The organism is Halobacillus sp. K22 (assembly GCF_052246795.1).
In the GTDB taxonomy this organism is placed as follows: Bacteria; Bacillota; Bacilli; order Bacillales; family Halobacillaceae; genus Halobacillus.
Genome location: NZ_JBQQCN010000005.1, coordinates 152,209 through 174,374, shown reverse-complemented (window position 1 = coordinate 174,374; position 22,166 = coordinate 152,209). Strand labels below are relative to the sequence as shown.

Below are 22,166 nucleotides of genomic sequence, written 5' to 3'. Positions count from 1 at the left end.
ACGAAAATGTTCATAAAATAGCCTTTTGTCACTCTTAATAACTATAGAACATTCCAAATTATTGGAATTCGAGTCATACAGATGATTGCCGCTATTGAATGTAAACCCTTACATATCATAAAAAAAGAACCATTCCAGACTTTCGGAATGGCTTTCCGGAGATCTGGAATGGTTTATAATTGATATTTTTTCACCTTTTCATAGAGACTCGATTTTCCAATATGGAGCAAGCTCGCTGCTTTTTCTTTATCTCCATGCACTTGTTTCAGTGTTCTTTCAATCGTCTGCCTCTCTGTGGCCTCCATAATTTCTTTCAAACTTTTATGTTTTTCGAATGGTGAATGACCCACTTTTAAGCGTTCAGGTAACTCCTGCATTCCGATTAATTCTTCATTCGTCAAGTAGACCGCGGCTTCGATCACATTTTCAAGTTCGCGCACGTTTCCCGGCCACTCGTACTGTTGAAAACAATCAAACACTTCCGGATCAAAATCAATCACTCTCTTCCCTGTACGCTTCGTTATTTTTTCCAGAAGAAATTTAGCGAGCAAGCGGATATCTTCCTGACGATCTCGGAGCGGAGGGATATGGATAGGGACTACATTAATTCTATAAAATAAGTCCTCGCGGAATCGCTGCTCGGCAATCATCTCCTCGAGTGGCTGATGGGTGGCTGCAATAATACGGACGTCGATTTTTTCAGGGGCGGTGGATCCCAGAGATTCAATCTCCCCTTCCTGCAGCGCCCGAAGAATCTTTACTTGAGCCTGCAACGGCATATCGCCGATTTCATCAAGAAACAGAGTTCCTCCGTGAGCTAGCTTAAACTTTCCGGCCTTCCCACCCTTTTTAGCACCTGTAAAAGCACCATCCTGATACCCAAATAATTCTGATTCGATTAAATGATCAGGAATAGCTGCGCAATTAACTTTGACAAAAGGCTCCTTGTGGCGATCGCTTAAATGATGGATGCTGTGAGCGATTAATTCCTTTCCTGTTCCGCTCTCGCCCCGAAGTAAAACCGATACGTCTCCTGGTGCTACCTTTTTAATCTTACTTTTCAAGTCTCCCATTTCAGGAGAACTGGTAACCATATCATGAAGCGAATAATCGACTCCGTTCAGCTTTTTCATCTGGCTGCGGTACGATTCCAGTTCAAGAAAAAGATCTCTGATATGACTGTTCAGCTTCTTCCAGTCTTCTGTATCTCGAAACAGAACCATGCCAAGAGCGCCCACTGTTTTTCCGTCAGCTCGAAGCGGAATCCGATGGGCAATCATATAGTTGCCGCGAATAAATTGCAAATCGGCCATTTCTTCTTCTCCAGTTTCTACAACAATGTGCATACGACTGTTTTCAATTACTTCGGTGACATGTTTTCCTATCACACTTCCTTTGTCCACTTCCAGAAATTCGCAGTAACTCTCATTTAGATAGGACACCATTCCCTGATCATCCACTACTACAATACAATGATTCACATTACCGAAAATGGTCTCCAATATTCCATCACGATAATTTTCCAACACTTCAAGCATACTTTCACACTCCCGGTAAACGTTCATTTACCGTTTATTTTATCATGTTAACGGTTTCATACAATCGCTATATTCTTTTGGCTTTGTTAAAGTTTATTGTTAATTTTTCATAAGAGCCTTATTACGCAATAGGGCCGTTATCTGTAAGACTCAGATTCGAGATATGGAGTGGAGAAAGGGGCTCCAGGGAACGGCTCGCTTTCCGCGGGCATGTTCTGAACTTCCTCGGGCTTAACAGCCCTGCGGGATCTCACCGATCATGTTCCTCCCGCAGGAGTCTTCGCCGTTCCCTTCCGCCCCTTTGCAATTATTGAGAGCTCGTAAATCCTCTGCATAAACGCCTTCCAATGAACAAGTATAACCTAGGATCCTCACCGGGGGTTTACGTGAGTATAACTGTAGGAGCCCTTGTTATATAAGCATTTTGAGGCAGATTCAGAATGGCTTCTATCTCCTATAGCAGGGTCCGTTATCCAAAACCATGTAGGGTTGGTGGGGAAATAGCGAGACTCCCGTGGGAGAAGGAGCTAGGCGAGACCCCACAGGGAGTGTTAACGACTGAGGAGACTTGCCGGTTCCCCCACAGGAAAGCGAGTTATTTCCCCACCAGCCCTTTTCAATTTAACGTAACGGCCCCCGATTACCTTGAAACTAAGTCTTACAAACGGGAACTTTACCTTAAGAGTAACACGGAAGTTTAACTGAGCCATTTTTCTAACCATACAAAAAAACCGGGATCCAATTGGATTCCGGTTCTTTATCTGATTCATTAATCAAGAAAACTTGTGTCGACAAGGCCTTCTAGATCAGGCTTTTCTTCCAGGAACCCAAGTTCATAGGAAGAGTTAGCAAAATCCTGAAGTGTTTTTTCTTCTACTTCATACGTGAAGTCGATACGCTCCCACGCATTGTCGATTACAGATTGGGAAAGCTCCTGGTCTGTAATTTCTTTGATTTTTTTAATCGCAATTGTTTTCGCTTCTTCAGGATTGTCCTGAATGAATGTCGTGGCTTCTTTGTGAGCTTCAACAAGATTATCGACCATATCCGGGTTATTCTCAACAAGATCTTGAGATGTTACAAATACCGCTGCAGGAAGAGTTTCTCCATAAGCTACATTTGGTGTATCCACAAGAACTTTTCCAGTACCTTCTTCTTCAATGGAGGAAGCCCATGGTTCAGGTACAGTAGCTACATCTACTTTGCCGCTTTCAAATAAGCTTGCATAAGTTGCCGGTTTACCGGTTACGTGCTTCATTTGTCCGTCAATTCGACTGGAAGTAATGCCGTACTCTTCTTTCATCATCGTTTCGAACTGAACGTCATGAGTACATCCTACACGAGGAGAGATAAACGTCTTTCCAGGCATATCTTCCGGCGTAGTAATATCTGCACCGTTTCTAGCCATAATTACCGTACCTCCAGTTGAACCAGCCGCCACGACATTAATTTTAGCGCCGCTTGTAAAGTGGTTCATCGCTGGGCCGGGTCCCACAAGGCCGCCCTGGATATCGCCGGTTTCAAGGGCAGTCATAAAAGCTGAACCGTCGGGGAAGTATTGATAGTTCACTTTTGTTCCATCAGGCAGTGTTTCTGAGTACAAATCTTTTTCTTCGGCAACCATACCAGCTACGTGGTTAATATTCGGGAAGTAGCCTATGGTGATCTCTTTATTACCATCACCTTCTCCGCTCGCATTAGATGATTCTCCTCCACCGCATGCAGCCAGAATCAGACTTAAGGTTAGTAACGTGAAAACAGAAAATAATTTCTTCATATATCTTAGCCCCTCTCTATGTTTTTAATAAACCCCAGCGTTTCATTACATTTTTCTCTAATTTAGAAAAAACAAGCTGATCAACGACAGCTCCAATAACGCCAATGATAATAATAATTCCTATAACTTGATCCATTCGGGCGTAATCCTGCGCATAACGTAAAGAATATCCGAGTCCAGGACCATTACTTAATAACTCACCGGCCATTAGTGCACGCCAACTGAAGGCCCAGGCCAGTCGCAGACCAGACATGAAATAAGGAACACTTGACGGAATCTCCACTCGGAAAAATAGAGAAAGTCCATTGGTTCCCATCGTTCTCGCTGCTCTTACAAGCTGCGGCGGGACACTATGAATGGCAGAACGGACATTCAGTGCCATGACAAACGTTCCGCCCAATACAACGACGAATACTACAGCGAACTCTGAAAAACCGAACAGCATAATTGCAAGCGGCACCCAGACAATACTTGGGATACTTTGCAAAGCAATTAAATACATCCCCGCTGTTTCATCCGCCTGCTTAGATTTACCAAGAATTACTCCAAGGATGGTCCCGAACAGGATAGCAAGTGAAAGTCCACTGAATAAATGCCTGAAACTCGCTCCCAGTGCATTTAGAAAGTCTCCTGTGGTGAACCCTGTGATCAGCGCTTCCCCTACCTGCAAGGGACCGGGAAAAACGATCTTCTCATAAATACCTAGTGAATAGACTAACTGCCAAATCCCTATAACGGCTATTAAAAATAGAACTCTTTTAAGAATGACTTTCATAACTAAGCTCTTCCTTCAGGACTTTATTAATTTCTACTTCTAGAAGACCCATCACCTTTTTCTCAAGCTCGATCACTTGAGGATCGTCGCGTCTCCTTGGTCTCGGGAGGTCAATATTGAAATCAGCTATGATTTTACCCGGACGTGTTCCCATAACGATTACCCGGTCAGACAACTTGATAGCCTCTTGAATACTGTGAGTAACGAAAAGAATAGTCTTTTTCGTTTCTTCCCAGATTTTCATTAATTCTTCATGAAGAATGTGACGGGTCTGCTCATCAAGCGCCCCGAACGGTTCATCCATAAGCAGTACTTTCGGGTCCATAGCAAGCGCTCTTGCAATAGCCACTCGCTGCTGCATTCCACCGGATAGTTCATGCGTGTAATGCTCCTTAAAACGGCTCAAATGGACCATCTGGAGAAAACGATCCGCCTTTTCTTCTGCATCCTTTTTAGATCCCATGCTTTTCAAAGGGAACATCACATTCTCTTTCACATTCAGCCATGGAAAAAGAGAGGCCTGCTGAAATATCATGCCTCTGTCCGTTCCTGCCTTCTTGATTTCCTGCTCTTCTAATACAATGGAACCTTTTGAAACACTTTCAAGGCCTGCCACCATGGAAAGAAGAGTGGATTTTCCGCAGCCGGATGGGCCAAGCAGGGATACGAACTGATTTTTTTCTATATTTAAATCGATTCCAGAAAATACTTCAAAGCTTCCCTGGTTTTTATCATCAAACGTTTTACTCACATCATTGATTTGTAAAAACATGACGGCCCCCTAAGTCAATAATTCCTATAAACTTACTATGCTTTAATTATAGTATTAGATTATACAGACATTCGAAATAGTGTGTCAACTTCATTTGGAAAATTCATGAATGATTTTTTTATTCAGCTTTCTGTCCCTCTATTCCGCATATTTTTAAAACAAATTAATTGGAAAAGGTTTCAAAATATGTATATGTGATAAACACCTTGTAAGAAAGGTGGTATTAAATTATGGATCAAATGTTATTCGTTCAAACTGGAATGGGAATTGACGTTCATGGTCAAAACGTTACGAAAGCCGCCGTTCGCGCGATTAAAAATGCTATCCACACGAACTCTATGCCTGGGATAAGTGAGGCTCTGCCAGAAAAATCGCTTGATAATATGAAAACAAATGTGAAACTGGCTCTGCCTTGCGATCATGATCAGCTGGATCATGAGGAAGTGAAAAAAGCAATCCCTTATGGTGAAGTAACGATTGAAGTTATGGAAGGCGGCATGAAAACCACGAGCGGAATTGTTCTGGAAGATAAGGACGACAAAAATGATCAAATGTATATGGTCAATACTTCCATCGAAGTTGGCTACTAAATATGTCTACAAGCAAGGGAGCTTCCACTAAGCGGAAGCTCCCTTTTTTTAAGGATCAGTTTAGAAATATTGGTTACGATGAAGGTCCTCCGGGGGACGACTTCGCTTTCCGCGAGCATGTGGTGAGCTTCCTCGGGCTTGACAGCCCTGCGGGATCTCACCGATCATGTTCATCACGCAGGAGTCTTCGTCGTCCCCCTCCGGACCTTACGATATATGGAGCTCGAAATCTTGTTCGATACGCCCGGTTTATGATGGAGATAAACTTTTAATAATGAGCGTGTACGGTGGATAATTCCCGCTATAGAAGCATTTGGCGGATACAGTACCTTCTAACGCCTATAGAAGGGTCCGTTCGTTTTTCAAGCATAGGCTGGCGAAGGGAACGACGAGACTCCCGCGGGAGAAGGAGCTAGGCGAGACCCCACAGGGAGTGACAGCGACCGAGGAGGCTTGCTAGTTCCCCCGCAGGAAAGCGAGTTGTTCCCTTCGCCAGCCACTCTCTTTATTAGCAACGGACCTGGAATATCTCGAATTCGAGTCTTACAGTAAACGGCCCGATACTTGAATAACTTTTTTGTGAGGTCAATGCCAGGGTTTGATACATAAAAGAAGGAGAGACCATGTGGTCCTTCCTACTTTTTATTAATCCTCTGATCGTTCGGCTTCCGCTTCATCCATGTCATCCATATACTTGTCATAATGAACATTGCGTTCAAACTTCACTCGATCAGCTCCAGTGTATCCATGCATATCTGTAGACACAAAAGGTTCAAATTCTTCTACATATCCTGTTCCATCCTGATTATCCATTAAAGATGAGTCGTCATAAGTCATGCTGCTCTGGTTAAATGAAGCAACCTGTTCATAAGCATTTTGCTCATTATATTCAGGGTCATCCGCATTCCTTCCGTAATTCGCCTCCAGATCTTCAAGAACTTCTTCTTCAATCGGACGATCTTCAGAAATTTCCTGATTGGAAGACGCTTGAGAGACTGTACGTGCGGTCGGAAGAGCTTCCAGTCGCTCTTTTGGAATCGGCTTCCCTGTTTTCTCACAAATCCCGTATTTTCCTGCTTTCATTTGGTTAAGGGAATACTCAATATCGGAGAGCTCTTCTTTTAAATGTCCCAGTAGAGCAATATCTTTTTCTCTTTCATACAATTCGCTTCCAGAATCCGCTGGATGGTTATCATACTGCGAAAGTTCCCCTGAAGCCATGTCACTTGCAAATGCGCGCTCCACTCCCAATGAATTCTTTTCCAATAAACGGGTCTCTATTTCCATTTGTCTTTCTTCTAATTGTTTTTTATAGTGTTCGTAATCCATACTTTCCACTCCTGATTCATATTCCACCTTAGTGTGGCTTATGAACAGGTCTCTATACGAAGAGAGTTCTGGTAAATCTCCTTGTTGTTTTCAAAAGCTCGATTGCTTTTCTTTAGCCACGCTTGATACTGGGCGACGAAATGTGAATCACAGCCTCCCGGATTTTTAACCGTGGGCTACTCTGATTGCGCCGTTAGATACCTCAAAACCTCAATTCCGGGCTGAACCTCCTAACAAATTCAAAAAAAGTGCCTCCCCAAAGGGCGACACTTTTCATAATTATTTACGTAAGGCCTCAAGAAAATCTTCTTTTAAGTCTTCAATATCTTCAAGACCAATGGATACACGGACAAGTCCGTCGGTAATACCAAGCTCGCCTCGACGCACTTCTGGAATAGAAGCATGCGTCATTTTAGCCGGTACAGAAATTAGGCTTTCGACTGCTCCAAGACTTTCAGCAAGCGTGAAATAGCGGACATTCCGCAGAACTTTGTCAGCTTTCTCACCGCTTCCTACGTCAAAAGAGATCATTCCGCCGTTACCGCGTGCCTGGTTTTGATGAACATCATGACCGACATGATCCGTCAGTCCCGGGTAATAAATGTTCGTTACCTCTGGAAGCCCTTGTAAAAATTCTACGAAGTCTCGAGTGTTTTCTTCAATTTCTTCCATACGGATGCCCAGGGTTTTAATGCCGCGCATAAGCAGCCAGGCATCCTGTGGTCCGAGAATGCCACCAGAAGAGTTTAAAACGAAGTGAACGTCTTCGGCCAATTGCTCAGAATTCACGACAACCAATCCGGCAACAACATCACTATGTCCGCCTAAATATTTTGTAGCACTGTGCAGGACAATATCGGCACCAAAATCAATAGGATTCTGCCAGTAAGGCGTGCTGAATGTGTTATCCACAATGAAAGTTAGATCATGCGCTTTAGCAAGTTCTGAGGTTTTCTTAAGATCCGTAATCTTTAACAAAGGATTCGTCGGCGTTTCAACATATAGCGCTTTTGTGCGCTCTGTCATGGCTGCCTCAATGTTTTTGGAATCGCTTGTGTCGACAAAGCTTGCTTCCAGACCAAAGCGAGTGATTACCTGGGAAACCAGACGGTACGTCCCTCCGTACACATCATCCGTGAAGATAATATGATCTCCCTGTTTAAAAGTCATGAGTACAGCTGTAATCGCAGCCATTCCAGACCCAAAGGCAAAGCCCGCATAGCCGCCTTCAATTTCCTTAATCAATTCTTCAAGGGCAAAACGAGTCGGGTTGCCGGTACGGGAATATTCATATCCCCGATGCTTTCCTACTCCATCCTGCGCATAGGTACTGACTTGATAAATCGGCACAGAAACTGCACCTGTTTTTTCATCTCCTGTAATACCACCATGAATTAATTGTGTTTTCTTTCTCATAACTTCACTCCTCATATATCCCTTGGCTTAAGTATCGTTCACTGCTATCCGGAAAAACGGTTACTATTCTGGCACCAGGTTCTGCTTGCTCAGCCTCACGCAGAGCCGCTTCAAAAGCTGCTCCGGATGAACTGGCTACCAGCAGTCCTTCATTCCTTGCCAGTTCCTTTACACGTTGAAAGGCAATCTCATCCGGAATGGTATGAATATCATCAAAATAAGAGGTGTCCATATAAAAAGGAAGAAATTCCATGCCAATTCCCTCTGTATCATGTGGACCCGGCTTTCCTCCATTGATAACAGAGCCCTCTGGTTCCACAATTACCGTCTTGATCGATGGATTTTGCTCTTTTAAATAGCGGGAGGTACCCATGAAGGTTCCACCTGTCCCTGCTCCAGCAAGGAAAATATCAATTTCTCCATTTAAATCTGTGTATATCTCAGGTCCTAACGTTTCGTAGTATGCATCTGGATTTGCTTGATTATTAAATTGCTGCAAATTAAATGAATCTGGAATTTCGTTTACCAATTCATCCGCTTTTTTGATGGCTCCGCGCATCCCTTCTTCCGTGGGAGTGTTAATTACTTCTGCGCCGAGAGCCCTCATCAGTGTCTGTTTCTCTTGACTGAACTTCTCAGGAGTTACAAACACAATGCGATATCCTTTTCCAATAGCAGCAAGGGCAACTCCAATGCCTGTATTGCCTGCGGTAGCCTCAATAATCGTTCCGCCTGGCTTCAGCAGTCCTCTATTCAAGGCGTCCTCAATCAGTTTTAAACCCAGACGGTCTTTTATACTACCGCCTGGGTTCATGAATTCAAGCTTTGCAAAAATACGTGCTTGATTCGGGATGTCCGAGTGAGTAAGCTCGATCATCGGTGTGTCACCGATCAACGATTGAACATTCCTGACATAACTCATCGCACTCTCACCCTTCGTTTATTAAAAGACTTCTGTCCATTCGTCACGTTTATTAAGCAGTTCACGGGCAAGTTCCTGCGCACCTTCCAGACTGTGGCTTGCTGCGAATCCGCATTGTACTTCATTGCAGGCTGGAACTTCGGTAGCATTTAGTACGTCTTTCAGTGTGTTCTCAACAACCTGAAGAATATTTTCATAACTGTCATCATTTAATACAGCAAGATAAAATCCTGTCTGGCAGCCCATTGGACCGATATCAATGATACGGTCGTGATGGTTACGGCTATTTTCAGCCATCAAGTGCTCTAGAGAGTGAAGGGCAGGCATATCCATATGCTCCTGGTTTGGCTGCTTTACACGGATGTCATATTTATAGATCTTGTCGCCTTTATCCCCTTCGGTTACACCAACAAGGCGGATATAAGGAGCTTTCACTTTCGTATGATCAAGGTTAAAGCTTTCTACGTTCATTTGTGTCATAAATCATTCTCCTTTTTTGGCCTGGATCAACCAGGCGTATTTGTTCATTTGTTTAAATGATACCTCAAATCCCTGATTAGAAAACATTTCCTTCAGCTCTTCAAGATACCCATAATATTCTTCCTGCAAGTCCTGTGCTAAATTCAAGTAACCGGATGTTTCCGCATCTTTAATTAACGCTTGTTTATGACCTTCATCCTTAAAGAGCGTATCAATAAAAATAACTTGGCCGCCGCTCTCCAGTTTATCATCAAATTTTTGAATAGCTTCTATCTTTTCACTGGTCGTTAAATGATGAAAGGCAAAAGAGCTGACAATGGACTGAATGGGTGTCATTAACTGAGGATAATTAAGAAAATCTCCATCATAAATAGCTGCTTCCGGACACTTCAAGTTCGCAATCCGTCGCATCTCTGAAGAAGGTTCAATGCCGAATACCACTTTGTTTTGATTGATCATTTTACGAGTCAAATTAGCCGTCCCTACTCCGAATTCCATAACCGGAGATCGTGAAAGACCAGCCAGTAGCTCGAGCATTTCGTCGTATCCTTCAAAAACCTCTTTATATTCTATATCATTCCCAGACACTGTATCATCATATGAACTCGCCCATTGATTAAATAGGTCGACAAATTCTACGCCCATCTTTCTTTCATCCCCTTAATATTTATAATCCCTATCAATAAACTCGGGATTACATGTTTAATGTATCATATTTCAGAGGGATGCTCAACGGAATAGTCTTAAGACCTATTTTTGGAAAAAAAGATCCGCTCCTCCTATAGGAAGAACGGATCTCCAGTTATCTTCGTCTTTGAGAGCGTCTTGTTTTTTTCTTAGGTGGTTCTGATTTTGATTCTTTTTCCTTACCTGGGGATAAATTGGCAAGAGAACGGCGTTCAATTTTCTGTTTAATACTTTTTTCAATCGACTGCAGAGCTTGGCGGTCCTTTGGCGCAGCGAACGTAATCGCAAGCCCCTTACCTCCTGCTCTCCCTGTCCGGCCAATCCGGTGAATATAACTCTCAGGATCCTGAGGAATGTCGTAATTGAACACGTGAGTAATCCCTTCTACGTCAATACCCCGGGCGGCTACATCGGTGGCTACTAAATATTGAATCTTAGCATCACGGAACCGCTTCATGACTTTTTCCCGTTTCGCCTGGGATAAATCGCCATGAAGTTCATCTGCTTCAAAACCATGGCTTAACAAGGCATCATTCAGCTTCCTTGCTCTGCGTTTGGTCCGGCAGAAAATCAAAGCAAGGAATGGACGGTGTTCCTGCATAATCTGAATCAAAGTATCCTGTTTCGCCCGATCCGTTGTCTCATAGACCAGCTGCTTAATTCCCTCTAACGTTACGGTCTTTTCTTTGACAGTAATTCTTCTTGGATCCTTGAGGATTTTTTTGCCCAGCTGATTGACTTGAGTGGTGATGGTGGCTGAGAATAACATCGTTTGTTTCGCTTCAGGTGTCTGACTTAAGATATCCTGTACATCTGGCAGAAAGCCTGCTTCAAGCATCTGATCCGCTTCATCCAGGACCATGTATTTCACCGCTTCAAGGGAAATCGTTCCCCTGCGTAAATGATCAAGCATTCTTCCTGGAGTTGCGATTACAATATGAGCTTGTCCATCCAGCTTATGAGCCTGCTTGGCAACATCCTGGCCGCCATAAACAGCGAGCACGTGCATATCCTTTGTCTTTAATTTTCGTACTTCTTCGGTAATCTGAAGAGCAAGCTCACGCGTGGGCGTAACAATTACAGCCTGTACAGAGGCCTCCTCTACCCGAATGTTCTGTAAGATAGGCAATAAAAAAGCAAAGGTTTTCCCTGTCCCTGTCTGCGCTTGAGCAATTACGTCGCGTCCATCCATTAAAGATGGAATCGCTTCTTGCTGGATAGGAGTGGGAGCTCCAATGCCTTCTTGCGTCAATTTATTAATAAAATCTTTCCGTACACCTAGTTGTTCAAAAGTTTCATTCATTACTATCACTTCTTCCTATTATAACCTTCTACTATTATTGTACCTGAATCCTTTAATTTATGATCCCTTTTATTGAAATTATCTTCAAAAAGCTCTTGTTAACCTCAGTGTTGATATTACAATTAAGCTCCCGATACTGGAAGACTCAGTTTCAAGATAAATTGGGTCCGTTACTCTATGTGGAGGAGGGCTGGTGGGGAAATAACTCACTTTCCTATGGGGGAACGGTGAGCTTCCTCGCTCGTTTCACTCCCTGCGGGATCTCACCTAGTCCCTCCTCCCATGGGAGCCTCGCCATTTCCCCACCAACCCCACGTAATTAAGAAAAACGGACCCTTTTAGAAGATAAATATTCTCCTACTTAATCTGGATGAATGCTTTTATGACAGGATTTTGCGGATAGTTACATCATGAAAATAAGTAGAAAACCACATGGGCTAATTCCTCATCACGCAGATGATGTTTGAAGTGGTTTCGAGCTTCTGGTTGGGCAAGGTCCGGAGGGGGACGATGTAGGCTCCTGTGGGATAAACATGATCGGTGAGACCCCCGAAGTCGAAGACTGAGGAGGCTCAGCACATGCCCACGGAAAGTGTTCAAGAGCGGAATCGCCTCGATAGACACGACACGCATAAGCAGGAAATTCAAAAGGGATGCGTTCTTTCGTCCCGTTGAAATTCCTGCTTATGACGCGAGTGTCTGGGCGATGCAGCTGGCCGAAATCGTCCCCCGCAGGACCTCCTCTCATAAAATATCTTGAAATCGAGTCTTCCACAATCCGCATAAAAAAGGACAGGCTGCCCGCTAGGACAGCCTGACTCCCGATTATACATCTTTTTTAGAAATATACCAGTCGATATATTCAATGCCTTCTTCTTCAGCACGTTTCGCTGCTTCTTCCTGCGATTTCGGTGGAGAAACAACAGCTTTATCTCCTTCCTGCCAGTCAGCAGGAGTAGCTACGCCGTGTTCATCCGTCGTCTGTAGAGCTTTCACCAGGCGCAGGATTTCCTGCATGTTTCTTCCGGTCGTCAGCGGATAATAAATGATAGAACGGATCTTCTGTTTATCGTCAATAACAAATACAGCGCGGCTTGTTTCTACCTGACTTTCACCTGGCATGATCATGCCGTATTTCATAGCCACTTGTTTATCAAGATCAGCAATAACCGGAAATTCAATATTCGTATTAAAGTTTTCTTCGATACTTCTAATCCAGGCAATATGAGATGGGACACTATCAACGCTTAATCCAAGCAGTTCTGTGTTCATTTCTTTTAATTCAGGATAGATTTCCTGAAGCCCGACAAACTCTGTTGTGCATACCGGGGTAAAATCTGATGGATGAGAAAATAGGACAAGCCACTTGCCTTTATAATCTTCCAACGAGATGTTTCCTTGACTGGTAGCCGCATTAAAGGTTGGTGCGTCATCTCCGATTCTTGGCATTTGTACTTGTTGATTCATTTCTGTTTGTTCCATTTTTCTACCTCCTTCTAAATTTTAAAAAACCCTCTTGGGTATGTGTACCACCTGCCTCCTATGGTTAATCATGGAATTTACATAGTGATAAAAAAGACTTACTCACGACTAAAGGAGATCTGTTTTCAAAGGATTAATTTCTAAATAGCCTCATGTGTATCCTTTCCTTCCCATATAGTAGTAAAAAGATTACCATGTTTAGGAGGTCCTCCCATGGATATAAACGTGAGAAGCGGGGATACATTCTGGTACTACTCCAATTTATTCAATGTACCGCTAAAATTAATTATAGATTCTAACCCTCAAGTGAATCCTTCCGCCCTGAGTATCGGGCAGACCATTAAAATACCCGGCTACCAAGTAAGCTCTTATAAGGTTCAAGCGAATGATACATTTTGGAAAATTGCTACTGAAAGACGTATCGCTGTAGACTCGTTAGCTTTACTAAACCCAACTATTAATCCGAGACAGCTTCAAATCGGACAATCTATCCGTATTCCCGTAAAGGTCACCTACCGAGTAGTGAATGGAAATCAGGCTTACGACTACCAGGTTTTAACCGGACACTTAAATGAACTATTTGAGATTTATCCTTTTATTCGGAATGAAACCATTGGTCAGAGTGTAATGGGAAAGAATTTAGATGAACTTCAAATTGGCCGGGGTCCGAAAATCGTTCACTGGAACGGGGCTTTTCATGGTAATGAGTGGATTACAACCGCAGTGATCATGCAATTTTTAAATGATTATTTACTAGCTCTAACTAACAAAGAGTCGATTCGCGGTCTCGATGTCAGTCCTTTCTATGATCAAGTCACCTTATCCATTGTTCCGATGGTGGACCCTGACGGAGTTAATCTTGTTCTAAACGGACCTCCTGAAGGAGAATTTGGCGAAGAAGCACTTAGAATCAACGAGGGAAGTACAGATTTCTCAGGGTGGAAAGCGAACATACGTGGAGTGGATTTAAACAATCAGTATCCTGCTAAGTGGGAAGTGGAAGCAGCAAGAAAACCAAAAGAACCAGCATTCAGAGATTTTCCAGGCTACCAGCCGCTAACGGAGCCTGAAGCTATAGCCATGGCTGAACTTGCAGGGGATCGATTGTTTGAAAAAATGTTAGCTTTCCATACTCAGGGTGAAGTTATTTACTGGGGGTATGAGGGACTTGAACCGCCGAGAGCTATGACGATCGTTAATGAATTCCAGCGTGTCAGCGGCTATGAACCCATCCGTTACGTGGACAGTTACGCAGGATACAAGGATTGGTTCGTAAAAGTCTACCGGCAGCCGGGCTTTACCGTGGAGCTGGGGCAGGGTGTAAACCCACTCCCTCTTAGTCAGTTTGATGAAATTTATCAGGAAACGATCGGCATTTTTCTAGCCAGTATGTATATGTAAAAAAAGCGATGCCTTTGAAATCCTGAGGCATCGCTTTTTAATCCTCTCTAAACAATCTTAAAAAACATAACATTCCGGCCTTTTCCTTATCCTTCTATGAGTTTCAGCGCTTTCCAAGTGCGTGAGGAAAGAGTTTGTTTTAAAATGGACATAGTATGATAAGGAAAGAAGGTGTCAGCATGAGCAATAAGGAAATTGAAGATAAATTACAAGAAGGCATCTATGGCAAAAAACAAATCAGACCCTCCGAACGTAAGCGATTCTTAGGTACGATTCGGGAGCGGGTAGTCCTGGCGCTCACAAAGGGGCAATTGATGCAGGATGTATCTCTTCAAGAATTAGAGAAAGCTATGCAACAGCATCCAGAGACAAAACTTTTACTAAATGGAGACGTAGCTTCGAAATTTATGAAGGAAGAAAAAAAGCTGGCAGCTAAGTATAACATTCCCTACACGAATGTTATGAATAAGGATGCAGATTCAGATCTTGGTGCTGTATTAACGTATGACTATGCTGTGGATATAGAGGATATCTTCGTTCCTGATAAGAAGGAAGAGCCAGAAGAAAAACCTCAGGAATCCGGATTTTTATCTACTGTTAAGAGCTGGTTTACTTCTAACTAAGCGTATGCGAGGTTCCAGGAATGCTTAATAAACGGACGCATTAAAATCAACTCCCGTAAAAAAGACCCTCCTGCAAAGGAGAGTCCTATTATAATCCGTTTAAAAATTTTCTACTTATAACTTCGATTGCTCCATGTGCCCATCATGCTCAACGATTACTTTTAGTGCTTCATCATAATTTTCTTCAGGAATTTTGAAATTGAGCACATGAGTGAGATGGCGCTTATCAGCCATCGCATCATCATCTTTTTTGGGACTGAGTACATCGGTAAAATTAAATGTACCTCCGCCGGTGTTGGCTGACCCGCTCGCAGGAACGATTGGTGTTAAATCAACCTCCTCCGGGATAGGTTCCACTGCTTCCTGTTCGATACTATACTTCTGCAAGGATGATTTAGCGCTTTCTGCGTCGTTTTCCGTTCTAAAATATGCTTCTACATGTTTAGCCATCGTCTCATTCCCCTTTTATTAATGTATTTATTTGTATATTATCCTTTTTAGAATTTTTAAAACGTTTACCCTTCCGCTCCTTTACTAAACTCGTTACTCTTCCAAGTCCACTCTTCCAGTAAAGCTCCCGTTTGTTTAAAACTCAGTGTCGAGATAAATGGGACCGTTACTCTAGATGGAAAAGGGTTGGTTGGGAAATAACTCGCTTTCCTGTGGGGGAACTGGCAAGCCTCCCTCGGTCGCTACCACTCCCTGTGGGGTCTCGCCTAGCTCCTTCTCCCACTCTTACACTTATTAGAAACGTAAGCGTAAATGAGTGCCTAAACGTTGAAGAGAGCTATCCAGCTCCAGCACCTAGCGGCTAGTGAGACTTCCCTCACTTCTGTACGATAAGTCAACATCGAATCGCTACGCTCTTCGTGTTTCCTTTATCTCCGCCAGCTCAGTCCAGTCCATACGCCGCTGACCAAGGTGCCTCCGCTTTTAACCGGGGAGTCTCGCCATTTCCCCACCAACCCAGCCACAGGAGAATAACGGACCCTTCCAGAAGAGAAAAATTCTTCTGCTTCATCTGAATTAAATCCTTTTAGGACAAGCTATTGCGGGTAGTTCCATCCTGAAAATGGGCAGAAAACCATATGATCTAATTTTACATCACGCGGAGAATATTTGAAGCCGTTTCGAGCTCCTGATTTAGCAAGGTCCGAAGGGGGATGATGAAGACTCCTGCGGGATAAACATGATCGGTGAGACCCCGGAAGTCGAAGACTGAGGAGGCTCAGCACAAGGGATGTTCGACTAAGATCGCCACGTCCTGTGGCAACGTCGAACGACCCTGCGTCGTGCAGGGCCGCGGAAAGCGAATCATCCCCCGCAGGACCTTTTCTCTCACAAAATACCTCGAAACTGAGTCTTCCACAATCCGGCCCTATTGTTTAATAAGCCGCTTGTGCTACTTGCTGCGTATAGCTTGTAGGTAAGAATTGAAACGACAAAAAGAGCGCCTTCTGTTTTAAGAAAGGTGCTCTTTTGCCAGATCAATTTGTTTGTAAACTTGCTGGAACCCGGTAGCTCCTTCACTGACCCGCGCAGCTACTACTTGTTCAGGAGCCAGCTTATCGTAGATATCTTCTTCAAACAGTTCAGAGAATTGCTTGTATTCTTCCATCGTCAGATCCAGCAGATACTTGTTCTGATCGATCGCATACAGCACAATTTTCCCAATGATCTCATGAGCCTGACGGAATGGAAGTCCTTTTACTGCAAGGTAATCAGCGATATCCGTCGCATTCGAATAATCTTCCTTAACCGCCTGCTTCATATGATCTGCTTTTACATCCATCGAATCGAGCATTGGAGCAAGTAAAGACAGAGCTCCTTCTAAAGTATCCACAGTATCAAACATGCCTTCTTTATCTTCCTGCATATCCTTGTTATAAGCGAGCGGCAGCCCCTTCAAGAGCGTAAGCAGCCCCATCAGATTTCCGTAGATCCGTCCAGTTTTGCCACGCAGCAATTCAGGAACATCAGGATTCTTCTTTTGCGGCATAATGCTTGAACCTGTGCAAAACTCATCATCCAATTCAATGAAATCAAATTCCTGGCTGCTCCATAGAATGAGTTCTTCCGATAACCTGGAAATATGGGTGATCATAATAGAAGAAATAGATAAAAACTCCAGGATAAAATCGCGGTCACTGACGGCGTCCAGAGAGTTCGGATATGGTTTATCAAATCCGAGAGCTTCCGCTGTCATTTGGCGGTCTATTGGATAAGGTGTTCCAGCCAGAGCTGCCGCACCTAACGGCGACCAGTTAATTCGTTTCAGGCTGTCCTGCAATCGTTCTTTATCCCGTTCGAACATCCAGAAATAGGCGAGAAGATGGTGCCCGAAAGATACTGGCTGCGCCCTCTGCAAATGAGTGTATCCCGGAAGAATCGTTTCCACATGGGACTCGGCCTGATTGACAAGCGCTGTCTGCACCGCCTCCACCAGCTCAAGCAATCCATTGGTCTTCTCCCGTAAGTACAGATGCATATCCGTAGCAACCTGATCATTACGGCTTCTGCCGGTATGGAGTTTTCCACCAACAGGGCCAATTTCATCAATCAGCATTTTTTCGATATTCATGTGGATATCTTCATCAGCTATCGAGTAATCCACATCCCCGGCCTGGATTTTCTTTTCAACGGCCTTTAAGCCACCTTGAATCTCTTCCACTTCTTCCTGTGTTATGATGTCGCACTTTCCAAGCATCTCTACATGAGCAAGGCTCCCCTGAATATCCTGCAGCGCCAGTTTTTGGTCAAAACCAATGGAAGAGGTGTACTCTTCCACCAGCTTGTTAGTAGGTTTTGTAAAACGTCCGCCCCATAATTTACTCATGGACGGTCACCAGTTCTTGATCAAGGAGTTTCTTTCCTTTATGAACATCCGCATGTACTTTTGTCGGAAGTCCCCATAGTTTGATAAATCCAACCGCAGCGTTATGGTCAAAAGCGTCATTTTTAGAATACGTAGAAAGCTCTTCATTATAAAGACTCACCGGAGATTTCTTACCGATTACATTATGATGTCCTTTGAATAATTTCACTTTCACCGTACCCGTAACCACCTGCTGAGTGGAGTCCACGAAAGCGGACAGGGCCGGCTGAAGTGGGGAATACCATAAACCATCATAGATAATTTTAGCCAGCTGCTGATCTACACTTGTTTTATATTGAGAAACTTCTCTTGTCAGCGTCAGGAACTCAAGCTCCTTATGCGCATTGATGAGAATCATGGCACCAGGATTCTCATACACTTCTCTTGATTTTATACCAACGAGACGATTCTCGGTGTGATCGATTCTGCCGATTCCATGCTTGCCACCGAGTTCATTCAAGTATTCAATCAGAGGAACAAGATCCATCTGTTTCCCGTTAAGTCCGACAGGTTTTCCTTCAACAAAATCGATTTCAATCGTTTCCGCCTGGTCCGGAGTCTTTTCCAATGGATTCGTCCATGCATAAGCCGCTTCGGGAGCTTCAGCCCATGGATCCTCGAGAACACCTGCTTCACAGGCACGGCCCCAGATGTTGGCATCAATCGAGAACGGGTTTTCTAAATTAACCGGTACCGGGATTCCTTTTTCTTCAGCATATTTAATTTGTTCGTCACGAGTCATTCCCCACTCACGGACAGGGGCAATTACTTCAAGATCTGGATTTAGAGCCTGGATGGAAACCTCAAAACGTACCTGATCGTTCCCTTTTCCAGTACATCCATGAGCCACAGCAACTGCGCCTTCCTGTTCAGCAATTTCAACGAGCAGCTTGGAAATTAACGGTCGAGACAGGGCGGAGGATAAAGGATATTTCCCTTCATACAATGCATTCGCTTTTAGGGCAGGCATTAGATACTCTTCAGCCAGGATTTCTTTCGCGTTAATCATGACTGCTTTAATAGCTCCCACATCAAGCGCCTTCTGACGGATGGTTTCTAAATCCTTACCTTCTCCAACGTCCAGTCCAACAGCAATCACATCATAATCATATTTTTCCTGAATCCATTTCACTGAAATTGAAGTATCCAATCCACCTGAATATGCTAATACTACTTTTGGTTTCGCCATAATAAATACCTCCTAAGAAATTGTAGAACATGTCTATTTCCATAAAAAAATCCGCCTCTTATTTCTAGTAAGAGACGGATTCTGGTTTTAACCATCCGCGGTGCCACTCTCATTGTCTATTGCCATAGACCAACTCGAAACTGATAACGGGTGCTCCCGGAACCGGCTACTAGTTCACCGATCTTCTCAGAAGTGCGTTTCTGTATAAATGAACCACCGGGCTTCCACCGCCCCCGGCTCGCTGCTGCTTCAGTTTATACATACTCTCTTCGTCTGCGAATGTATTTTTATTATTTGATGTTTATAATTATACAAAAGTGAGTGAGGAAGTCAACAGGAAAACTGTAAAAAACTTAAATTTATAGAAAGTTAGTTAAATAGCCTATACATTTTAAAACCTATTGGACAGTAAAAAAAGTGACTGTACAGCCTCAGTCACTTTTTATGCATATTAACTTATAAAAATAAACCCGATGATCCCTGCCATCACCACATAAAACAGCATAGGAAGAAGAGTGATCCGAATAATTGCTCCTTCTTTCCCAACCAGACCGACTACAGAGGCTGCAGCTACTACGTTAACGACACAGATCATGTTGCCTGCGTTCGATCCAATGACCTGTAAAGCTACAACTTGCTGACCGCTTGCTCCGATTTGATCCGCCACACTGAATTGGAAAAGAGAAAACATCATATTACTGAATGTAGCACTACCTGAGATAAATGAACCAAGCGCTCCTATAATAGGAGCAACAAGCGGCCATGCCCCTCCTACTCCCTCGGCAACAAGAGCAGCAAGTTCCATGGGCATGCTCAGAAGGCCAGCTTCATTGACTCCGGAATTGATGAAGATTCTGACCATCGGCACAGCTGTAAGTAAGGCAATAATTGTGCCAATCATAGAGCTTGCGGATAACTGTACGGTTTTTTTAACCGCCTCTTTAGTCATCCGGTGGTAAAAGACGGTGAGCAGAACAGCAATCACAAAGATCGTCCCCGGCAGATACAGCGGTTCAAAAGCAGTGGATAGATTCGTACCCAGGATATTTTCCCATTTAACTTCAACAGCCGTAAGCCACGCTTTAAAAGGCAGAACATTGACGCGTGTCAGGACAAGCAGTACAGCTACAGCCACATAAGGAAGCCAGGCTTTGTAAAGGGGCATAGTCCGTTCCTTAACAGCAGCTGTCTCGCTGAAAGCCACTTCCCCTTTAAAAGTCCAGGGCTCTTTTGGAAGCAGAAATCCTTTCTTAGCAGCTGGCACCACAATAGCCAGACCAACCAGACCACCGATAATTGACGGGAATTCAGGTCCAAGGAAAGTAGCTACCATGAATGCAGGAATCGTGAAGCTGAAACCTGCAAAAATAGCAAACTTCCAAATAGCAAATCCTTCTCGGAAAGAACGATTTTCACCGAATAATTTTGTAAGAATGATAACAAGGATCAGCGGAATAAAACTCCCGATGAATAGATCCATAAGCACCGCAGTCTGAGCAACCTCTTGAATGAACCCTTCGAGCGGCTGACTTCCAAGACTCGCCTGTACCTGCTCGGCCACTGCATCCCCTTGCTTCAGTCCTTGATCGACACCAACGATCAGCGGAGTCCCTACAGCCCCAAAGGAAACCGCACTACTATCCGCAATTAACGATACGGCTACAGCAGCTAAAGGAGGAAAGCCAAGTGTCAGAAGCAACGGAGCTGCAATCGCAGCTGGTGTTCCGAATCCCGCCGCTCCTTCTAAAAATGAGCCAAATAGCCAGGCTATAATAATAACCTGTACCCTTCGATCCTCCGTAATTCCAGAAAACCCATTTCGAATGGATTCCATGGCTCCGCTGTTTCGTAAGGTATTCAGCAGTAGAATCGCTCCAAAAACAATCCAGATGATAGAAGTGGCAATCATAGCCCCTTCCATAGAAGCAGCTGCAATTTGAATAGCAGGGACCTCCCATACGATAAAAGCCAGTACGGCTACGATTCCAAGACTGATTGGCATTGCTGTTACAGCAGGAAGACGGAAGATTACAAGAAAGATAAATACGGCCAGTACAGGCATCAAAGCTGTTAAAATCTCTAAGTAAGTCATGGAAACCATCCTTTCGTTACTTCCATTATAATTAATTTGTTAGTAAAAAGCGGTGTCTATATTGTGAAATATTTCACAATATCTATCTTATTTTATAAATTTGCTAGAAGAGCGAGTTTACTTTTTCAGATAAGCTCCCGATACGGGAAGACTCAGTTTCGAGATATCTAGTGAGAGAGTTAGATCCTGCGAGGAACGACTCGCTTTCCGGCCCTGCACGACGCAGGGTCGTTCGACGTTGCCACACGACGTGGTGTTCTTAGTCGAACCTCCTCTTCTGTGCTGAGCCTCCTCAAGCTAAAGCTTTCCGGGTCTCACTGATCATGTGTGTCCCACAGGAGTCTCCCGTTCCCCTCCGGACCTTGCGATATAGGGAGCATAATACCCACTACGAAGTTGCCTGCTAAATGAAGGTAGGTATCCCAGGATCGATCTAGCGAATTTAAGTGTAAATCCCGCTATATAAGCATTTAAGGCTGATTCAGGACGCTTACTTCTATTATAGAAGGGTCCGTTTTATCCACTACTGGCTGGGTGGCGAAGGAAACGACGAGACTCCCACGGGAGAAAGACCCCACAGGGAGTGAAAGCGACCGAGGAGGCTTGCCAGTTCCCCCGTAGGAAAGCGAGTTGTTTCCGTAGCCACCCTCATCGATTTTAGGAAACGGGCCGTACTTATCTCGAAACTGAGTCTTCCACAATCCGGCCCTATTGTGGAATAACTTCTTTATTAAAACCGACAACAGCGTTTAAGGTCGTCTATATGTAAAAGCCATTATTCCCTTTTCCGGTGCAGCCGTGTTATAATGATCGAAGTAAATTAATAAAGTCTGTTTATAAACAGGAGAGGTTCTAGCTACACCCTCTATAAAAAACTAAGGATGGAATCATACCTTGCCTTAGGTATGGTTTTTT

18 protein-coding genes, 1 riboswitch and 1 other annotated feature are annotated in these 22,166 nt (G+C 43.8%); of the genes, 3 read left to right on the top strand and 15 right to left on the bottom strand.

The annotated features are described in order from the left end of the window. Positions 1–173: 173 nt before the first annotated feature. The 4 genes from ACTWPM_RS06175 to ACTWPM_RS06160 form a co-directional block, all read right to left on the bottom strand. Complete coding sequence (locus ACTWPM_RS06175; protein WP_443132192.1) at positions 174–1,538, bottom strand: sigma-54 interaction domain-containing protein; 1,365 nt, start codon at positions 1,536–1,538, stop codon at positions 174–176. Positions 1,539–2,307: 769 nt separating this feature from the next. Then, on the bottom strand, positions 2,308–3,315 hold the full coding sequence (locus ACTWPM_RS06170; protein WP_443132191.1) for an aliphatic sulfonate ABC transporter substrate-binding protein: 1,008 nt from the start codon (positions 3,313–3,315) through the stop codon (positions 2,308–2,310). 16 nt (positions 3,316–3,331) lie between these two features. Then, positions 3,332–4,090, bottom strand: coding sequence for an ABC transporter permease (locus tag ACTWPM_RS06165; protein ID WP_443132190.1), 759 nt, complete (start codon positions 4,088–4,090; stop codon positions 3,332–3,334). Further along, on the bottom strand, positions 4,074–4,862 hold the full coding sequence (locus ACTWPM_RS06160; RefSeq protein WP_443132189.1) for an ABC transporter ATP-binding protein: 789 nt from the start codon (positions 4,860–4,862) through the stop codon (positions 4,074–4,076). Before ACTWPM_RS06160 ends, ACTWPM_RS06165 begins: the two co-directional genes overlap by 17 nt. A gap of 230 nt (positions 4,863–5,092) precedes the next feature. Here ACTWPM_RS06160 and ACTWPM_RS06155 point away from each other — a divergent pair, with 230 nt between their 5' ends. Further along, a complete protein-coding gene (locus tag ACTWPM_RS06155; RefSeq protein ID WP_443132188.1) occupies positions 5,093–5,452 on the top strand; it encodes a Lin0512 family protein in 360 nt (119 codons plus the stop codon). Between the two features lie 645 nt (positions 5,453–6,097). On the opposite strand, the gene ACTWPM_RS06150 is transcribed toward ACTWPM_RS06155, so the two are convergent. The 7 genes from ACTWPM_RS06150 to ACTWPM_RS06120 form a co-directional block, all read right to left on the bottom strand. Next, positions 6,098–6,781, bottom strand: coding sequence for a TraR/DksA C4-type zinc finger protein (locus ACTWPM_RS06150; RefSeq protein ID WP_443132187.1), 684 nt, complete (start codon positions 6,779–6,781; stop codon positions 6,098–6,100). Between the two features lie 279 nt (positions 6,782–7,060). Beyond that, the gene (locus ACTWPM_RS06145; RefSeq protein ID WP_443132186.1) at positions 7,061–8,197 is read right to left on the bottom strand and encodes a bifunctional cystathionine gamma-lyase/homocysteine desulfhydrase; all 1,137 of its coding nucleotides are present in this window, start codon (positions 8,195–8,197) and stop codon (positions 7,061–7,063) included. 4 nt (positions 8,198–8,201) lie between these two features. Then, a complete protein-coding gene (locus ACTWPM_RS06140) occupies positions 8,202–9,119 on the bottom strand; it encodes a PLP-dependent cysteine synthase family protein (protein WP_443132185.1) in 918 nt (305 codons plus the stop codon). A 21-nt stretch (positions 9,120–9,140) separates the two neighbouring features. After that, a complete protein-coding gene (locus tag ACTWPM_RS06135; protein WP_443132184.1) occupies positions 9,141–9,599 on the bottom strand; it encodes an S-ribosylhomocysteine lyase in 459 nt (152 codons plus the stop codon). 3 nt (positions 9,600–9,602) lie between these two features. Next, positions 9,603–10,244 (bottom strand): methyltransferase domain-containing protein, encoded by a 642-nt coding sequence (locus ACTWPM_RS06130; protein WP_443132183.1) that lies wholly within the window; start codon positions 10,242–10,244, stop codon positions 9,603–9,605. A 157-nt stretch (positions 10,245–10,401) separates the two neighbouring features. Further along, positions 10,402–11,589, bottom strand: a complete 1,188-nt coding sequence (locus ACTWPM_RS06125) for a DEAD/DEAH box helicase (RefSeq protein WP_443132182.1) — start codon at positions 11,587–11,589, stop codon at positions 10,402–10,404. An 825-nt stretch (positions 11,590–12,414) separates the two neighbouring features. Then, positions 12,415–13,071 carry a peroxiredoxin gene (locus ACTWPM_RS06120; RefSeq protein ID WP_443132181.1) on the bottom strand — a complete coding sequence of 219 codons (657 nt, stop codon included), beginning with the start codon at positions 13,069–13,071 and terminating at the stop codon, positions 12,415–12,417. A gap of 213 nt (positions 13,072–13,284) precedes the next feature. Between ACTWPM_RS06120 and ACTWPM_RS06115 the strand changes: the two genes are divergently transcribed. Together ACTWPM_RS06115 and ACTWPM_RS06110 are read left to right on the top strand one after the other, a co-directional pair. Beyond that, on the top strand, positions 13,285–14,472 hold the full coding sequence (locus ACTWPM_RS06115; RefSeq protein WP_443132180.1) for a M14 family metallopeptidase: 1,188 nt from the start codon (positions 13,285–13,287) through the stop codon (positions 14,470–14,472). Between the two features lie 179 nt (positions 14,473–14,651). After that, entirely contained in the window at positions 14,652–15,095 is a 444-nt protein-coding gene (locus ACTWPM_RS06110) for a YueI family protein (RefSeq protein ID WP_443132179.1), read from the top strand. Positions 15,096–15,209: 114 nt separating this feature from the next. On the opposite strand, the gene ACTWPM_RS06105 is transcribed toward ACTWPM_RS06110, so the two are convergent. The 4 genes from ACTWPM_RS06105 to ACTWPM_RS06090 form a co-directional block, all read right to left on the bottom strand. Beyond that, entirely contained in the window at positions 15,210–15,545 is a 336-nt protein-coding gene (locus ACTWPM_RS06105; protein WP_443132178.1) for a hypothetical protein, read from the bottom strand. A 1,012-nt stretch (positions 15,546–16,557) separates the two neighbouring features. After that, on the bottom strand, positions 16,558–17,931 hold the full coding sequence (gene argH / locus ACTWPM_RS06100) for an argininosuccinate lyase (RefSeq protein WP_443132177.1): 1,374 nt from the start codon (positions 17,929–17,931) through the stop codon (positions 16,558–16,560). Continuing rightward, positions 17,924–19,159, bottom strand: coding sequence for an argininosuccinate synthase (locus tag ACTWPM_RS06095; RefSeq protein WP_443121818.1), 1,236 nt, complete (start codon positions 19,157–19,159; stop codon positions 17,924–17,926). The genes argH and ACTWPM_RS06095 overlap by 8 nt, the downstream gene beginning before the upstream one ends. 67 nt (positions 19,160–19,226) lie before the next feature. Then, positions 19,227–19,444: a binding site (T-box leader), on the bottom strand. A 166-nt stretch (positions 19,445–19,610) separates the two neighbouring features. Further along, on the bottom strand, positions 19,611–21,251 hold the full coding sequence (locus ACTWPM_RS06090; RefSeq protein WP_443132176.1) for an L-lactate permease: 1,641 nt from the start codon (positions 21,249–21,251) through the stop codon (positions 19,611–19,613). An 840-nt stretch (positions 21,252–22,091) separates the two neighbouring features. Continuing rightward, a riboswitch (PreQ1 riboswitch) is annotated at positions 22,092–22,136 on the top strand. Positions 22,137–22,166: the final 30 nt, after the last annotated feature.

What these genes read in the sequence shown, in the direction of transcription:
- ACTWPM_RS06110 (WP_443132179.1), top strand. Translation starts at nt 14,652, where the DNA reads ATGAGCAATAAGGAAATTGAAGATAAATTACAAGAAGGCATCTATGGC.
- ACTWPM_RS06130 (WP_443132183.1), bottom strand. Translation starts at nt 10,244, where the DNA reads ATGGGCGTAGAATTTGTCGACCTATTTAATCAATGGGCGAGTTCATAT.
- ACTWPM_RS06160 (WP_443132189.1), bottom strand. Translation starts at nt 4,862, where the DNA reads ATGTTTTTACAAATCAATGATGTGAGTAAAACGTTTGATGATAAAAAC.
- ACTWPM_RS06105 (WP_443132178.1), bottom strand. Translation starts at nt 15,545, where the DNA reads ATGGCTAAACATGTAGAAGCATATTTTAGAACGGAAAACGACGCAGAA.
- ACTWPM_RS06090 (WP_443132176.1), bottom strand. Translation starts at nt 21,251, where the DNA reads ATGACTTACTTAGAGATTTTAACAGCTTTGATGCCTGTACTGGCCGTA.
- ACTWPM_RS06120 (WP_443132181.1), bottom strand. Translation starts at nt 13,071, where the DNA reads ATGGAACAAACAGAAATGAATCAACAAGTACAAATGCCAAGAATCGGA.
- ACTWPM_RS06145 (WP_443132186.1), bottom strand. Translation starts at nt 8,197, where the DNA reads ATGAGAAAGAAAACACAATTAATTCATGGTGGTATTACAGGAGATGAA.
- ACTWPM_RS06175 (WP_443132192.1), bottom strand. Translation starts at nt 1,538, where the DNA reads ATGCTTGAAGTGTTGGAAAATTATCGTGATGGAATATTGGAGACCATT.
- ACTWPM_RS06125 (WP_443132182.1), bottom strand. Translation starts at nt 11,589, where the DNA reads ATGAATGAAACTTTTGAACAACTAGGTGTACGGAAAGATTTTATTAAT.
- ACTWPM_RS06165 (WP_443132190.1), bottom strand. Translation starts at nt 4,090, where the DNA reads ATGAAAGTCATTCTTAAAAGAGTTCTATTTTTAATAGCCGTTATAGGG.
- ACTWPM_RS06155 (WP_443132188.1), top strand. Translation starts at nt 5,093, where the DNA reads ATGGATCAAATGTTATTCGTTCAAACTGGAATGGGAATTGACGTTCAT.
- ACTWPM_RS06135 (WP_443132184.1), bottom strand. Translation starts at nt 9,599, where the DNA reads ATGACACAAATGAACGTAGAAAGCTTTAACCTTGATCATACGAAAGTG.
- ACTWPM_RS06140 (WP_443132185.1), bottom strand. Translation starts at nt 9,119, where the DNA reads ATGAGTTATGTCAGGAATGTTCAATCGTTGATCGGTGACACACCGATG.
- ACTWPM_RS06150 (WP_443132187.1), bottom strand. Translation starts at nt 6,781, where the DNA reads ATGGATTACGAACACTATAAAAAACAATTAGAAGAAAGACAAATGGAA.
- argH (WP_443132177.1), bottom strand. Translation starts at nt 17,931, where the DNA reads ATGAGTAAATTATGGGGCGGACGTTTTACAAAACCTACTAACAAGCTG.
- ACTWPM_RS06115 (WP_443132180.1), top strand. Translation starts at nt 13,285, where the DNA reads ATGGATATAAACGTGAGAAGCGGGGATACATTCTGGTACTACTCCAAT.
- ACTWPM_RS06170 (WP_443132191.1), bottom strand. Translation starts at nt 3,315, where the DNA reads ATGAAGAAATTATTTTCTGTTTTCACGTTACTAACCTTAAGTCTGATT.
- ACTWPM_RS06095 (WP_443121818.1), bottom strand. Translation starts at nt 19,159, where the DNA reads ATGGCGAAACCAAAAGTAGTATTAGCATATTCAGGTGGATTGGATACT.